The following is a 15,449-nucleotide window of genomic DNA, read 5'->3' on the forward strand; positions in this document are numbered from 1 at the left end:
GATCGACAACGCAACCGAGCCTGACGCGACCGTTGCAGACGTGGTTCACGTCGCCGGGGGACGTCTGCTCCGCACGCAGGGCGTCACCGCACCTGCCGGATTCCGCGGTGCCGGAATTGCTGCCGGTATCAAGAAGAGTGGCAAGTCGGACCTCGCATTGGTGCTCAACGAGGGACCCGATCTGGCCGCTGCCGGCGTCTTCACCCTGAACAAGGTCAAGGCAGCTCCGGTGCTCTGGTCTCAGCAGGTCCTGACGACGGGCAAGCTGCGCGCGGTGGTGCTCAACTCGGGCGGCGCGAACGCCTGCACGGGCGCGGGTGGATTCCAGGATGCACACAAGACTGCCGAGGAAGTTGCTTCGGCACTGAGTAATTGGGGCACCGAGACGGGCGCGATCGAGGTCGCTGTCTGTTCGACCGGACTTATCGGTGACCGCTTGCCCATGGACAAGCTGATCCCCGGTGTCACCGAGGTAGTGCACGAACTGGCCGGCGGAATCTCCGGCGGCACCGACGCGGCATACGCGATCATGACCACCGATACCGTGCCGAAGCAGGCGTCGCTGCACCACGCGAACAAATGGAACGTCGGCGGAATGGCCAAGGGCGCAGGCATGCTCGCGCCTGCGCTGGCCACGATGTTGTGCGTCGTCACGACCGATGCTGTCGCAACGGCCGAGCAGCTCGATATTGCTCTGCGCGCCGCCACCCACCTGAGCTTCGATCGCCTCGACGTCGACGGCGCCACGTCCACCAACGACACAGTGCTCCTGTTGGCCTCCGGCGCCAGCGGTGTCACGCCGACGCAGGACGAACTGAACGCCGCAGTGCTGGCCGTGTGTGATGACCTCGCGGATCAGTTGATGGCAGACGCCGAGGGTGTCACCAAGCGGGTCAAGGTGACGGTTCGCGGCGCGGCGTCCGAGTCCGATGCGTTGATCGGCGCCCGGACCATCGCCCGCGACAGCCTGGTCAAGACAGCGCTTTTCGGTTCCGATCCCAATTGGGGTCGCGTTCTCGCCGCAGTGGGTATCGCTCCCATCGAGCTCGATCCCGATCGAATCAGTGTGTCCTTCAACGGGAGTCCCGTCTGCATCGACGGCGTCGGTGCTCCGGGGGCGCGTGAGGTGGACCTGAGTGGGATCGACATCGAACTCGACATCGATCTGGGAATCGGCAACGAGTCCGTGAGCATTCGCACCACGGACCTCTCGCATGCTTACGTCGAAGAGAACTCGGCGTATTCGTCATGACCGAGACGTATCCCGTGATCAGCGAGCATCAGAAAGCGCATGTCCTCGCCGACGCGCTGCCGTGGCTGCAGCGATTCCGCGACAAGGTGGTCGTGGTCAAGTACGGCGGAAACGCCATGATCGACGAGACGCTCAAAACGGCATTTGCCGCCGACATGGCGTTCCTGCGGACTGTCGGCATCCATCCCGTCGTCGTGCACGGCGGTGGCCCGCAGATCAACGCGATGCTGGCACGCCTTGGCATGAAGGGTGAGTTCCGCGGTGGTTTCCGTGTGACGACGCCCGAGGTGATGGACGTCGTGCGGATGGTGCTTTTCGGTCAGGTCGGCCGTGAACTCGTCGGCTTGATCAACGCGCACGGTCCTTACGCGGTCGGTATCTCCGGTGAAGATGCGCACCTGTTCACCGCTACTCGACGCACTGTTGCGGTCGAGGGGGAGCAGACCGACATCGGGCTGGTCGGGGACGTCACCACCGTGAACCCAGACGCGGTACTCGATCTCATTGCGGCAGGACGTATTCCGGTCGTCTCGACCATCGCACCCGACGCCGACGGTGTCGTCCACAACATCAACGCCGATACCGCTGCTGCAGCACTGGCCGAGGCGATCGGTGCCGAGAAGCTCGTTGTCCTCACCGACGTCGAGGGCCTGTACACCGATTGGCCGGACCGAGCCTCACTGGCCACCGAAATCGACACCGACGCCCTGGCCCAGTTGTTGCCGAGTCTCGACGCCGGCATGGTGCCCAAGATGGAGGCCTGCCTTCGCGCGGTGCGCGGAGGTGTGCCGTCGGCGCACGTGATCGACGGTCGGCTCGAACATTCAGTCCTACTCGAACTTTTCACCGGTGAAGGAATCGGCACGATGGTCGTGCCGGGTTCCTCGGTCGCCGGTCCCCAGCAGGGAGCTATCTCATGAGCACGATCGATCTGCAGCAGCGGTGGTCCGCTTCGCTGATGAACAATTACGGCGTACCTCGGGTTGCTCTCGTCCGCGGTGACGGCGCCGTACTCACCGACGCCGACGGCAAGCAGTACGTCGACTTCCTGGCAGGAATCGCGGTCAACATCCTCGGACACGGACATCCGGCCGTCGTCGAAGCCGTCACTACTCAGTTGTCGACACTCGGCCATGTTTCCAACCTGTACGCCAGCGAGCCGGTCGTCGAGTTGGCGGAGCAGTTGCTCGCTCATCTCGGCAACGTCACCGGGCGCGCGTTCTTCTGCAACTCCGGTACCGAGGCGAACGAGGCTGCCTTCAAGCTCGCTCGCGCCACCGGCCGGAAGAAGATCATCGCAGCCGAAGGCTCCTTCCACGGTCGCACGATGGGGGCACTCGCTCTGACGGGTCAGCCGGCCAAGCGGGCGCCGTTCGAACCGATGCCCGCCGGTGTCGAGTTCGTGCCGTACGGCGACGTCGAGGCACTCGAGCAGGCCGTCGATTCCGACACCGCCGCTGTGTTCCTCGAACCGATCATGGGTGAGGGCGGCGTCGTGGTGCCACCCGAGGGATACCTCGTCGAGGCTCGGCGGATCACCGCCGAGCGCGGTGCACTTCTCGTGCTCGACGAAGTGCAGACCGGCATCGGCCGGACCGGCTGGTTCTACGCCCATCAGGCAGTCGGCATCGTTCCGGACGTCATCACCCTCGCGAAGGGACTCGGTGGCGGAATGCCGATCGGCGCCTGCATCGCGACCGGGGCAACGGCCGAGTTGTTCGGACCGGGTAAGCACGGTACGACGTTCGGTGGCAATCCGGTGTGTGCTGCGGCGGCACTTGCCGTGCTGAAAACCATTGCAGCGGAAGACCTGATCTCACGCGCCGACAGCTTGGGTAAGTCGATCTCGGCGGGCATCGAAGATCTGGGCCATCCGTTGGTCGACTACGTACGGGGATCAGGACTGTTGCTGGGTGTCGTGCTGACCGAGGACGTCGCGCCGGCGGTGGAAAACGCAGCGCGCGAAGCCGGGTACCTTGTGAATGCAGCGCAACCCGGAGTGATCCGGTTGGCGCCGCCGCTCATCCTCACGGACGAGCAGGCCGAAACCTTCGTGGCAGCACTACCTGCCATCTTCGACAGTGCACTATCGGCTGACCAGCCGGGGGAGAAGTGACTACCGTGGTGAAACACTTTCTCAGGGACGACGATCTGACTCCTGCGCAGCAGGCCGAAGTTCTGGAACTCGCTGCGATTCTCAAGAAGGACCCGTTCGCTCGGCGTCCGCTCGAGGGTCCCCGCGGAGTCGGTGTCATCTTCGAGAAGAACTCGACGCGTACACGTTTCTCGTTCGAGATGGGCATCGCACAGATGGGCGGTCACGCTGTCGTCGTCGACGGGCGCAGCACTCAACTCGGTCGTGAAGAGACCTTGGCGGACACCGGACGCGTTCTCTCCCGCTACGTCGACGCCGTCGTGTGGCGCACGTTCGGCCAGAAGCGCCTGGAGCAAATGGCTACGGGCGCAACGATTCCCATCGTCAATGCATTGTCCGACGAATTTCATCCCTGTCAGGTTCTGGCCGATCTGCAAACGCTGATCGAACAGAAGGGTGAGCTCAAGGGGCTGAAGCTGACCTACCTGGGCGACGGCGCCAACAACATGGCTCACTCGCTGATGCTCGGCGGAGTGACCGCAGGCATCGACGTCACCATCGCAAGCCCCGCCGGCTTCGAACCGGCGGACTGGGTCGTGGCAGCAGCACGCAAACGCGCCGAGGAAACCGGCGCGACCATCACCCTGACGCAGGACCCACAGGCCGGCGTCGTCGGCGCCGACGCGTTGGTCACCGACACCTGGACCTCGATGGGTCAGGAGAACGACGGGCTCGATCGGGTCGGACCTTTCCGTCCGTTCCAGATCAACAAGGAGCTGCTCGCAAAGGCAGATCCGAAGGCCGTCGTCCTGCACTGCCTGCCCGCGCATCGCGGCGAAGAAGTCACCGACGAGGTTCTCGACGGGCCGCAGAGTGTTGTCTGGGACGAGGCGGAGAACCGTCTGCACGCCCAGAAGGCATTGCTCGTGTGGCTGCTGGAACAGCGAACCCAACTGGACCCGGCGTGAGCGTCGCTCCCACTCGGGCTGGTCGCCAGTCGCGCATCATCGCGCTTCTGGCGGCTCACCCTGTCCGAAGTCAGACGGAGCTGGCGGCCTTGCTCGGTGCCGAGGGCATCGAAGCAACGCAGGCGACGCTCTCGCGTGACCTCGAAGAGCTGGGAGCGGTGAAACTGCGTGCCGCCGACGGCGGCGCCGGTGTTTACGTGGTGCCGGAGGACGGGAACCCGGTACGCGGTGTGTCCGGCGGTACCGACCGTCTCTCACGGCTGTTGGGTGAGCTGTTGGTCTCCACCGATTTCAGCGGCAACATGGCGATTCTCCGGACACCGCCGGGAGCCGCGCACTACCTCGCGAGCGCACTGGATCGGTCCTCGATGCCCGACATCGTGGGAACGATCGCCGGAGATGACACCATCTTCGTGGTGGCCCGAGAACCGCTTTCCGGAGCGGAACTCGCGGCCATGATCGAATCGCTCGCCTGACCCCTTATTCTTTGATAGAGATTTTCAACCGAAGGAGCACAAAAACCATGGCCGATCGCGTCGTACTCGCCTACTCGGGCGGGCTGGACACTTCTGTTGCCATCAGTTGGATCGGTAAGGAGACGGGCGCTGAAGTTGTCGCCGTCGCCATCGATCTGGGGCAGGGTGGCGAGGACATGGAGGTCGTGCGTCAGCGCGCGATCGACTGCGGCGCAGTCGAATCCGTTGTCGTCGACGCCCGCGACGAGTTCGCGGACGAATACTGCCTGCCGACCATCGCGGCCAACGCCCTGTACATGGACCGCTACCCGCTGGTCTCGGCCATCAGCCGTCCGCTGATCGTCAAGCACATCGTCGAAGCTGCACGCTCGCACGGCGGCACCATCGTCTCGCACGGTTGCACCGGTAAGGGCAACGACCAGGTTCGCTTCGAGGTCGGATTCGGCGCCCTCGCACCCGACCTTCAGGTCATCGCACCGGTCCGCGACTACGCCTGGACCCGCGAGAAGGCCATCGCCTTCGCCGAAGAGAACAACATCCCGATCAACGTCTCCAAGAAGTCGCCGTTCTCGATCGACCAGAACGTCTGGGGCCGCGCCGTCGAGACCGGATTCCTCGAGGATCTGTGGAACGCGCCGACGAAGGACGTCTACGACTACACCCAGGACCCGACGGTCAACTGGAACGCACCCGACGAGCTCATCATCAGCTTCGACAAGGGCCGCCCGGTCGCCATCGACGGCCGCCCGGTGTCGGTTCTCGAAGCCATTCAGGAACTGAACAAGCGCGCAGGCGCTCAGGGCGTCGGCCGTCTCGACGTCGTCGAGGACCGTCTCGTGGGCATCAAGAGCCGTGAGATCTACGAAGCTCCCGGCGCCATGGTTCTCATCACCGCGCACCAGGAACTCGAACACGTCACCCTCGAACGCGAACTCGGTCGCTACAAGCGTCAGATGGAGCAGCGTTGGTCCGAGCTGGTCTACGACGGACTCTGGTTCTCGCCCCTCAAGGACGCACTGGACACGTTCGTCAACAAGACGCAGGAACGCGTTACCGGCGACATCCGTCTCTTCCTGCACGGTGGAGCCATCACCGTCAACGGTCGTCGCAGCCCGGAGTCGCTCTACGACTTCAACCTCGCGACGTACGACGAGGGCGACAGCTTCGACCAGTCCGCATCGAAGGGCTTCGTCGAGATCCACGGTCTGTCGTCGAAGGTCGCCGCGAAGCGCGATCTGGGACTCTGAGCCATGACGGCTCGCGGTGACGGAGACGCTCAAAAACACGGCACCAACGAAGGTGCGCTGTGGGGCGGGCGGTTCGAGTCCGGACCGGCCGCTGCCATGGCGGCGCTGAGCAAGTCGACTCACTTCGACTGGGTCCTCGCTCCGTACGACGTGCGTGCGTCGCAGGCGCATGCACGTGTGCTGAACAAGGCAGGCCTGCTCAGCGAGGCCGATCTCGTGACAATGCTCGACGGTCTCGACCGTCTGGCGGCAGATGTCGCCAGTGGCGCCTTCGGGCCCAGTGAATCGGACGAGGACGTACACGGCGCACTCGAGCGCGGTCTGATCGAGCGTGTCGGGCCTGAGGTCGGTGGGCGCCTGCGTGCTGGACGTTCGCGCAACGACCAGGTGGCCACGCTGTTCCGCATGTGGCTTCGGGATGCGGTCCGCCGCATCTCCACCGGCGTTCTCGACGTGGTCGATGCTTTGGCGACTCAGGCCGGGGCCCATCCGGATGCCGTGATGCCGGGCAAGACGCACCTGCAGGCGGCTCAGCCGGTCCTGTTGGCGCATCACCTGCTCGCTCACGCACATCCGTTGTTGCGCGACGTGCAACGTCTTCGCGACTTCGACGTACGAGCTGCGGTGTCCCCGTACGGTTCCGGTGCACTCGCCGGTTCCTCGCTCGGTCTCGACCCCGAAGCCATTGCAGCGGAATTGAAGTTCGACAGCTCGGCCGAGAACTCGATCGACGCAACCGCTTCGCGTGATTTTGCGGCCGAGGCAGCGTTCGTGCTTGCGATGATCGGTGTCGATCTCTCACGCATGGCGGAAGAGATCATCATCTGGAGCACACCGGAATTCGGCTACATCACGCTTGCCGACGCGTGGTCGACAGGTTCGTCGATCATGCCGCAGAAGAAGAATCCGGATGTCTCGGAACTCACGCGCGGTAAGTCTGGTCGTTTGATCGGTAACCTCACCGGCCTGCTGGCGACGCTCAAGGCTCAGCCGCTGGCGTACAACCGCGATCTGCAAGAGGACAAGGAACCGGTCTTCGACTCGGTTGCGCAGCTGGAGATGTTGCTCCCGGCCATCACCGGCCTGGTGCAGACTCTCGAGTTCCACACCGAACGCATGGCGGAACTTGCTCCGGCAGGGTTCACGTTGGCCACCGACATCGCGGAGTGGATGGTGCGCCAGGGCGTGCCGTTCCGGGTTGCACACGAGGCTGCTGGAGCGTGTGTGCGTGTCGCCGAAGCGCGAGGCGTCGGACTCGAAGATCTCACGGACGAGGAACTGGCCGGCGTCGACAGCGCGCTGACACCCGCTGTTCGTGAGGTGCTGACAGTCGAGGGTTCCATTGCTTCGCGCAACGCGCGAGGCGGCACTGCGGGGGTGCGGGTTGCCGAGCAGCTGGACGGAGTCAAAGCAGTGGCGCAGTCACTGCGGGAATGGACCCTGTGACCTCGCGGTCACGAGTGTTGTCGCTCTCTTTTCGGCAGTAGTCCTTCGGTCGTACGCGGTCAGGTAGCAGAATTTGCTCCCTGACCGCGTACGCGTATTCGCCGTCAGTAGGCTTGTCGCGCGCGGGAAAAATGAGACTGACGTCACATGGTGAGTAACTTGGGAGTGAAATGGTGGGATTGAATTCCAAGTCTGTGCTGGGCCCGATTCGTCGGGTGGTTGCGACAGCACAAAACGGCCTCGAGGTCGTCCGGTTGGGTGGGCTGGAAACGGATGCGACCACGTCGCCGTTCGAGATCGTCGAACGCGCAGCGATGTATCGGCTACGGCGCTACTTCCCGGACAGTGACCCGGAAACCGTCGGCGCACCGATCTTGCTGATCCCGCCGATGATGATGTCGGCGAACGTGTACGACGTGACCCGTGACCAGGGCGCTGTGGGAATTCTGCACGAGATGGGCCTTGATCCCTGGGTCGTCGATTTCGGTTCGCCCGACTCCGAAGAGGGCGGTTGGGATCGTAACCTCGCCGATCACATCATCGCTCTCAGCGACATCGTCGATCACATCCACCGTCACACCGGAAAAGATGTTCACATCTCCGGTTATTCGCAGGGTGGCATGTTCGCCTATCAGGCTGCCGCGTATCGGCGTAGTCGAAACATCGCCAGCGTCATCACCTTCGGCAGTCCGGTCGACACACTCGCCGCGCTACCCTTCGGCATCCCGGCGGGATTGGCAACCAAGGGTGCAGATTTCCTCGCCGATCACGTCTTCAATCGCCTGGCGGTCACCGGGTGGATGGCCCGTACCGGGTTCCAGTTGCTCGATCCCGTGAAGACGCTGAAGATGCGCGTCGACTTTCTGCTTCAACTGCACGACCGTGAGGCGTTGCTTCCGCGGGAGCAGCAACGCCGCTTCCTCGCGACCGAGGGTTGGGTCGCGTGGTCGGGGCCCGCGGTAGCCGAACTGCTCAAGCAGTTCATCGTGCACAACCGAATGATGACAGGTGGGTTCGTCATCAAGGATCAATTGGTCTCGCTCGCCGAGATCACCTGCCCCATCCTGGCATTCGTCGGTGAGGTCGACGACATCGGCCAGCCGCAAGCGGTTCGAGGCATCAGTCAAGCCGCTCCGCGGGCGAAGGTCTACGAATCTACCTTGCGTGCAGGCCATTTCGGTTTGGTTGTCGGTTCCACCGCGGCCAATCACACCTGGCCGACCACCGGTGAATTCGTACAGTGGACCGAGACGGGTGGACCCCTCCCGGACCGTATCGCGAACATGGTCTACGGCGCCGACCTCGAAGACCAGACCGGTGTGTCGATCAGCAATCGGATCATCCACACCGTCGCCTCGGTCGCTGAAGTAGGTGCAGGAGTCACCAAGGGAATCAGTGACCTCGCCGCCGGTGCGTTGCGCGGCACTTTCGAATTGTCGGGAGAAGCGGCACGAGCGTTGCCACGTCTGGCTCGACTCAACCAGATTCAGCCGCACACCAAAATCTCGCTGAGCCAGTTGCTGGCGGAGCAGCGTCGAAAGGCGCCGAACGGCGAGTGCTTCCTCTTCGACAATCGCGTGCACACCTATGAAGCGGTCAACGCGCGTATCGACAATGTCGTGCGTGGATTGATCTCCGTGGGAGTGCGTCCGGCAGCGCATGTCGGTGTCCTGATGGAGACCCGCCCCAGCGCACTCGCGGCCATCGCGGCCCTGTCGCGACTTGGTGCCGTCGCGGTCATGCTTCCGCCAGGCTCCGACATCACGGCGGCGGTCAAGCTGGGGTCGGTCGATCGGATCATCACCGATCCGGAAAACGTCGATGCTGCAGTGGTTACCGGTCGTCCGGTACTGGTGCTCGGCGGCGGCGATGCCCGTGGCCTCGAGGTGGATCCGTCACACGACGTGATCGATCTCGAACAAATCGATCCGACGAAGGTCAATCTGCCCGGGTGGTACCGACCGGATCCCGGTGTCGCCCGCGAACTCGCCTTCATCATCTTTGCGGAATCCGGCGGTGTGCTCGAAGCCAAGCAGATCACCAACTACCGGTGGGCACTGTCGGCCTTCGGCACGGCCACGGCGGCAGATCTCGATCGCGGTGACACCGTGTACTGCCTTGCACCACTCCATCATTCGTCGAGTCTGCTCGCGACCATCGGTGGTGCCATGGCCGGTGGCTCACGCATTGCGCTCTCACGTGGACTGAACCCCGCGAGGTTCGTCGAGGAAATCCACCGCTACGGCGTGACGGTCGTGAGTTACACGTGGTCGATGATGCGCGAGATACTCGACGAGGATCTTCTTCTCATCGACGGTAGTCATCCGGTCCGCCTGTTCATCGGTTCGGGCATGCCCCATGGTCTGTGGAAGCGGACAACGGAGGCGTTCGACCCCGCGCAGGTACTCGAGTTCTATGCGTCGACCGAAGGCGACGTGATTCTTGCCAATGTTGCAGGCTCCAAAGTTGGTTCCAAGGGGCGCCCACTGCCGGGTAGCGCGCAGGTGCGGTTGGCGGCATACGACCCGCTGAGTGGTCGGCTCCTCGAGAACGGAAACGGATTTGTCCGTGAGTGCGCCGAAGACGAGGTCGGATTGCTGCTCGGGCGCGCGGGATTCACCGCCGATCTCTCGGGCGGAGCCATGCGAGGTCTCTTCCAAGCCGGCGATTCGTGGATTCCCACCGAAAATCTCTTCCGCCGGGACGCCGACGGCGACTACTGGCTGATCGACCACAAGAACACGGTCATTTCCACGGTCCGCGGTCCCGTGTTCACCCAGCCGATCGTCGACGCGTTGTCGAGTGTGGCGCGGGTGGATCTTGCCGTCGCATACGGAGTCGGTGACGCGCCGCATCAGCTGGCGGTCGCTGCCGTGACTTGGCGTCCGGGGCGGCAGTTCCGTTCTGCCGAGCTTGCAGAGGCCCTCTCGCGCATCGCTTTCGACGCTCGTCCGGATATCGTGCACGTGGTTGACGAGATCCCGGTGGGTTCGTCGTACCGTCCGAGCTCCACTGCTTTGGCTGCGGCCGGATTGCCGGCGCCGGGGCCACGGACCTGGTTCCTCGATTCCGAGTCGCAGTCGTACAAGCGGCTGACCAAGGCAATTGCCGCGCAGTTGATGCCGACGAGGGTGAGCACCGGAGCACGGTAGCCTGAGGACATTCTGTTTGATCGGTTCGAGAGGACACACGTGGCTATTGATTCGACGTTGCTCAGCATTTTGGCCTGCCCCCAGGACAAAGGCCCGCTGCTGCTGGTCGGGGACGAGTTGCTCTACAACCCGCGCCTGCGGCGTGCCTACCCGATCGAGAACGGCATTCCCGTTCTGTTGATCGACGAGGCACGCGATGTAGCGGACGACGAACACGAGAAGTTGCTCGCGCGGGCTGAAGGCTAGATCGGTAATTCACCGGTCAGGTACCGCTGGAGGTTCGGCGCCACCAGCGGTACCAAGGCGTCAACGCTCAATGATGCGAGTGGTTCGAGTCCGAGCACATATCGCGTGACAAGCAGTCCGGCCATCTGAGAGGCCACCAATTCCGCTCTGATCAAGCCGGTACCAGGTGGTGTGTCCACCCGCGGAATGATGTCGCGCAATACGACATCGAGCAGAAAGCTCTGGATCAACTGCGATCCGTCGCCGGAAATGGCTGATCGAAAAGCCGCCAGAATCGCCGGCTGGTGTTCCGAATCCCATAGCCCGATCACCGCCCGGAGAAGGCTTTCGCCGAGGTTTTCGGTCGGGGAGGTGTGAACCGGTCCCAGTACCTTTGCTGGATCGATCGGTAGCGCGATCGCAGCGGTGAACAACTGCTCCTTGCTCCCGAAATGGTGATGAATCATAGCCGGATCGACGTCAGCGGCCGCAGCTATCGATCGAACGGTTGTTCGTCGAAAACCGTTCTGGGAGAACGCCCGTCGCGCCGAATCGAGGATCTGCGCGCGAGTCTCCGACTTGCCCGGTCGTCGCCCCGAACGAATCGGTGCAGGACTCGTGTCCTTGTCGGTCATGGAGTGCGGCGATCGAGTGTGGCCGCGGCCAGCGAGAGTGCGGCGGCGGCGAAGCCCGCCATGACGGCGAGATCACGCCACATCTGACCCGTCGCGTCGGCATGCATCGACACTTGCTGAAGTGCGTCGACGGCGTAGCTCAAGGGGAGGACGTTGCTGATCCATTCGAGCCAGGTCGGCAATTGGTCGCGCGGTACCAGGAGTCCGCAGAGGAAGAGCTGTGGAACCACAACTACCGGCATGAATTGCACCGCTTGGAACTCGGTCTTCGCGAATGCGCTGGCCAACAGGCCTAGCGCAACGCCCAGTATTGCGCCGAGAACTGCAATGACGATGACCCAGGCAAGACTGCCGGCGATGGTGAGTCCGAGGAATCCGAAAGCAACCGCGCACGCGAGGGCTGCCTGAGCGGCGGCGGAGAGCGAAAATGCCGCCCCGTATCCGGCGAGAAGGTCGAGTTTGCCCATCGGTGTGGTGAGCAGGCGTTCGAGTGTGCCTGAACTGCGTTCGCGTTGCATCGCGATGGACGTGACCAGGAACATGACGACAAACGGCAAGATTCCCAACATCGTGATCGCCACTCGTTGGAAGAGCGAAACCTGGCCGGGTGGCGTCGGGACGTCTTGGTAGAGGAAATAGAGCAGAATCATCAGTAACGACGGGACCAACAAGATCATGGCCACCGTGCGGTGATCTTGGCGGAGCTGAAGCAGAATGCGTACGGTCGTAGCACCGAAGATCCTGATGCTCATGATATTTCGCCTCCGACGGGTGAAGTCCGAATCAGCTCGAGAAAGGCGTCCTCGAGCCGTTCACATCTGGTTTTGGCGCGCAATTCATCGGGTGTGAGTTGAGCGAGGAGGTGCCCGTCTCGCATCAGGATCAGCTCAGCGCAGTGGTCGGCCTCATCCATGACGTGGCTGGAGACCAACAGGGTGGTTCCGCTGCGAGCAAGGTCAGCGAATCGTTCCCACAATTCGACGCGAAGCACCGGATCGAGGCCGACGGTCGGTTCGTCGAGGATCAACACATCAGGTGACGCCACCAACGCGCAAGCCAGCGAGACTCGCCCGCGTTGACCACCAGACAGATCGGCGGCGGTCTGGTCGGCGTATCGGCTCAATCCGACGGCGTCGACCGCTGCTGCGACGTCGGCGCCGGACTTGCCGTAAAGAGCGCCGAAGTACTGGACGTTTCGAGTGACCGTCAGGTCGCCGTACACGCTGGGGGATTGGGTGACATATCCGACCCGGTGGCGAAGAGCAACGGAACCGGCGAGATCGCCCAGCACTCTGACCCCACCACTTTCGACGATCTGTGTTCCGACAATCGCGCGCATCAGGGTTGTCTTGCCGCAGCCGGACGGGCCGAGCAGTCCGGTGATCGATCCTGCTGATACCTGCAGGTCAAGCGAGTGAAGAACTTCGTGCTTGCCGCGAACGACTCGTAGTCCGCGGATATCTATCGCCGGCGTTGTGGTCACGGTTCGCCTCGTTTCAATAATTCATCACTTGTTGAATTATGCGACTCGGCCGACCGATGAGTCAACGGCGTGGGCACAATCGAAGGGTGAGCATCGAGACCTTGGAAAATGTGGAGAACCCGTTGGAAGCGGGCCTGACAATTCTCGGCTCGACCCTGACCGTCGACGACATCTCGCTGAGGATCGTCGAGGTCGAGGCGTACGGAGGGGAGAAGGACGGGCCATGGCCGGATCCGGCAGCACATTCGTATCGGGGGAGAACGCCGCGGAACAGCGTGATGTTCGGGCGGGCGGGGCGTCTCTACGTCTACCGCAGCTATGGAATGCACTTTTGTATGAACATCTCGTACGGCCCGGATGGTGTCGCGGGTGGTGTTCTGCTCCGAGCGGCCGAAATCGAGGCCGGTCACGATGTGGTGTCTGCTCGGAGATCGCCGGATCGACCATCTCACCAATGGGCCAGAGGGCCGGGTAATCTCGGTGCTTCTGTCGCAATCACGTTGGCGGACAACGGAACAGACGTGTTCAACCCTGCCTCGCGGATTCGGCTCGAATTGGGGGAGTCGAAGGAATGGGTCAGTGGACCGCGGGTGGGGGTCAGTACCGCGGCGGAGGTTCCGTGGCGCCTGTGGATTCCGGACTCGCGAGCGGTGTCCGCGTATCGCCGAAGCCCGCGAGCGCCGGTCATTTCGTGAAGATGGGATGATCGAGTCCGTGACTGAGAATATTCTCGACGAACTGACCTGGCGCGGGCTGATCGCCCAATCAACCGATCTCGACGCTTTGCGTAAAGATCTCGAGGCCGGACCGGTCACGTTGTATGCGGGCTTCGACCCGACAGGACCGAGCCTGCACGCAGGTCACCTGGTTCCGCTCCTCGCGCTCAAGCGGTTTCAGCGCGCCGGCAACCGCCCGATCGTTCTTGCCGGCGGTGCAACGGGCCTGATCGGAGACCCCCGTGACGTCGGGGAACGGACGATGAACTCCGCCGATACCGTCGCGGACTGGGCAGGTCGCATCCGTGGTCAGCTCGAACGATTCGTGGATTTCGACGATTCGCCGACGAGCGCGGTCATCGAGAACAACATGAACTGGACCGGCAAGATGTCGGCCATCGACTTCCTGCGTGATGTCGGCAAACACTTCTCCGTGAACGTCATGCTTGCGCGTGACACCGTGAAGCGTCGTCTCGAGTCGGACGGGATGTCGTACACCGAGTTCAGCTACATGCTGCTCCAGGCCAACGACTACCTGCACTTGCGACGCGACCTCGGCTGCACTCTGCAGGTCGGCGGGTCCGATCAGTGGGGCAACATCATTGCTGGCGTCGAACTCAACCGTCGTGTCGACGGTGAGAGCGTTCATGCAATGACGGTTCCGCTGGTGACCTCGGCCGATGGCAAAAAGTTCGGAAAGTCGACCGGTGGCGGAAGTTTGTGGCTCGACCCCGAGATGACCAGCCCGTACGCCTGGTACCAGTACTTCGTGAACACCGGCGACGCCGACGTGATCAAGTACCTGCGCTGGTTCACCTTCCTGACTGCGGATGAACTCGCAGAGTTGGAGACTGCAACGGCAGAGCGGCCGCATGCGCGAGAAGCGCAGAAGCGACTTGCCGCGGAGATGACGACCTTGGTTCACGGGGAACACAACACCCGTGCTGTCGAGCTCGCCAGTCAGGCGTTGTTCGGCAAGGCGGAGCTGGCGGAACTCGACGAGTCGACGCTAGCCGCGGCGCTGAAAGAAGCATCGGTCAGCGAATTGGCGCCGGGGGAGCCGCGCACGATCATCGATCTGCTCGTGACGAGCGGCTTGTGCGAGAGCAAGGGGGCCGCTCGACGCGCCGTGAAAGAGGGCGGTGCTTCGGTGAACAACCAGAAGGTGTCGGCCGACGACTGGGAGCCCACCGCATCCGATCTGCTTCACGGCAGCTGGTTGGTCGTCCGGCGCGGAAAGCGCAACTTCGCCGGCGTGAGAATCCTTCCAAACTGACGTGTGTGGGGTCACAGTTGTCTTGCGGGGCTCCTGTGGCCGCTGGTGGCCCGCCTCCGGGCGGGCTACCAGCGGATTTAACCTGTCGAACATCTGCGACCTGCACGTTTGACGCTCAGTTTTCATTCGCGTAACTTTGTCCAAGTCAGAGCGACACGGACACCAACCCCGACCGACAGGCCGGGGAAACGCGGTTGGACGAAGTCGGAGACAATCACGCTCAGCGGGAACTTGCTTCCCTGGAGCGAACAAGCTAAGATTGTAACCCTTGCCCCGGAGCTTTCAACCTGGTTGAAGTGATGGTGTGTGCGTGTTCTTTGAGAACTCAACAGTGTGTCGATGAATGTCAGTGCCAAAATTTTTTTGGTACTTCACATCCGCGAATGATCAACCGCCTCTTGGGGTTTGGTTGGTTTGTGTGTGGTGTGAGTATTTTTCGTCGGTGATTGTTCATTCTTCCGTCTGAATGGTTGCCGAC

General features: G+C 62.8%; 14 protein-coding genes. 11 read left to right on the plus strand and 3 right to left on the minus strand.

The window, feature by feature from the left end:
• Position 1 precedes the first annotated feature (1 nt).
• From argJ to RhoBH5_RS27390, 9 genes are all read left to right on the plus strand, one after another.
• The gene (argJ, locus tag RhoBH5_RS27350) at positions 2–1,252 is read left to right on the plus strand and encodes a bifunctional glutamate N-acetyltransferase/amino-acid acetyltransferase ArgJ (RefSeq protein WP_064444684.1); all 1,251 of its coding nucleotides are present in this window, start codon (positions 2–4) and stop codon (positions 1,250–1,252) included.
• Entirely contained in the window at positions 1,249–2,172 is a 924-nt protein-coding gene (gene argB / locus RhoBH5_RS27355; protein WP_007736229.1) for an acetylglutamate kinase, read from the plus strand. Before argJ ends, argB begins: the two co-directional genes overlap by 4 nt.
• Positions 2,169–3,368, plus strand: a complete 1,200-nt coding sequence (locus RhoBH5_RS27360) for an acetylornithine transaminase (RefSeq protein WP_007736227.1) — start codon at positions 2,169–2,171, stop codon at positions 3,366–3,368. Before argB ends, RhoBH5_RS27360 begins: the two co-directional genes overlap by 4 nt.
• Positions 3,365–4,315, plus strand: coding sequence for an ornithine carbamoyltransferase (gene argF / locus RhoBH5_RS27365; protein WP_021334039.1), 951 nt, complete (start codon positions 3,365–3,367; stop codon positions 4,313–4,315). Before RhoBH5_RS27360 ends, argF begins: the two co-directional genes overlap by 4 nt.
• On the plus strand, positions 4,312–4,791 hold the full coding sequence (locus RhoBH5_RS27370; protein ID WP_020907875.1) for an arginine repressor: 480 nt from the start codon (positions 4,312–4,314) through the stop codon (positions 4,789–4,791). Before argF ends, RhoBH5_RS27370 begins: the two co-directional genes overlap by 4 nt.
• 47 nt (positions 4,792–4,838) lie before the next feature.
• Positions 4,839–6,038, plus strand: coding sequence for an argininosuccinate synthase (locus RhoBH5_RS27375; protein ID WP_007736221.1), 1,200 nt, complete (start codon positions 4,839–4,841; stop codon positions 6,036–6,038).
• Between the two features lie 3 nt (positions 6,039–6,041).
• Positions 6,042–7,484 carry an argininosuccinate lyase gene (argH, locus tag RhoBH5_RS27380; RefSeq protein ID WP_065454995.1) on the plus strand — a complete coding sequence of 481 codons (1,443 nt, stop codon included), beginning with the start codon at positions 6,042–6,044 and terminating at the stop codon, positions 7,482–7,484.
• A gap of 170 nt (positions 7,485–7,654) precedes the next feature.
• Positions 7,655–10,636, plus strand: a complete 2,982-nt coding sequence (locus tag RhoBH5_RS27385) for an acyl-CoA synthetase (RefSeq protein WP_007736206.1) — start codon at positions 7,655–7,657, stop codon at positions 10,634–10,636.
• A 39-nt stretch (positions 10,637–10,675) separates the two neighbouring features.
• Positions 10,676–10,882, plus strand: coding sequence for a Trm112 family protein (locus RhoBH5_RS27390; RefSeq protein WP_003944045.1), 207 nt, complete (start codon positions 10,676–10,678; stop codon positions 10,880–10,882).
• On the opposite strand, the gene RhoBH5_RS27395 is transcribed toward RhoBH5_RS27390, so the two are convergent.
• Genes RhoBH5_RS27395 through RhoBH5_RS27405 form a run of 3 tightly spaced genes read right to left on the minus strand, consistent with a single transcriptional unit; the run spans position 10,879 to position 12,979 of the window.
• Entirely contained in the window at positions 10,879–11,496 is a 618-nt protein-coding gene (locus RhoBH5_RS27395) for a TetR/AcrR family transcriptional regulator (protein ID WP_007736202.1), read from the minus strand. The two genes, RhoBH5_RS27390 and RhoBH5_RS27395, sit on opposite strands and share 4 nt — an antisense overlap.
• Entirely contained in the window at positions 11,493–12,248 is a 756-nt protein-coding gene (locus RhoBH5_RS27400; RefSeq protein ID WP_003944033.1) for an ABC transporter permease, read from the minus strand. Before RhoBH5_RS27400 ends, RhoBH5_RS27395 begins: the two co-directional genes overlap by 4 nt.
• Entirely contained in the window at positions 12,245–12,979 is a 735-nt protein-coding gene (locus tag RhoBH5_RS27405; protein ID WP_270009020.1) for an ABC transporter ATP-binding protein, read from the minus strand. The genes RhoBH5_RS27400 and RhoBH5_RS27405 overlap by 4 nt, the downstream gene beginning before the upstream one ends.
• Before the next feature lie 86 nt (positions 12,980–13,065).
• Between RhoBH5_RS27405 and RhoBH5_RS27410 the strand changes: the two genes are divergently transcribed.
• Together RhoBH5_RS27410 and tyrS are read left to right on the plus strand one after the other, a co-directional pair.
• Entirely contained in the window at positions 13,066–13,674 is a 609-nt protein-coding gene (locus RhoBH5_RS27410; protein ID WP_003944023.1) for a DNA-3-methyladenine glycosylase, read from the plus strand.
• Between the two features lie 19 nt (positions 13,675–13,693).
• A complete protein-coding gene (gene tyrS / locus RhoBH5_RS27415) occupies positions 13,694–14,971 on the plus strand; it encodes a tyrosine--tRNA ligase (protein ID WP_007736194.1) in 1,278 nt (425 codons plus the stop codon).
• The last annotated feature ends 478 nt before the right edge of the window (positions 14,972–15,449 follow it).

This window comes from Rhodococcus sp. BH5 (genome assembly GCF_027583855.1).
GTDB lineage: Bacteria > Actinomycetota > Actinomycetes > Mycobacteriales > Mycobacteriaceae > Rhodococcus_F > Rhodococcus_F qingshengii.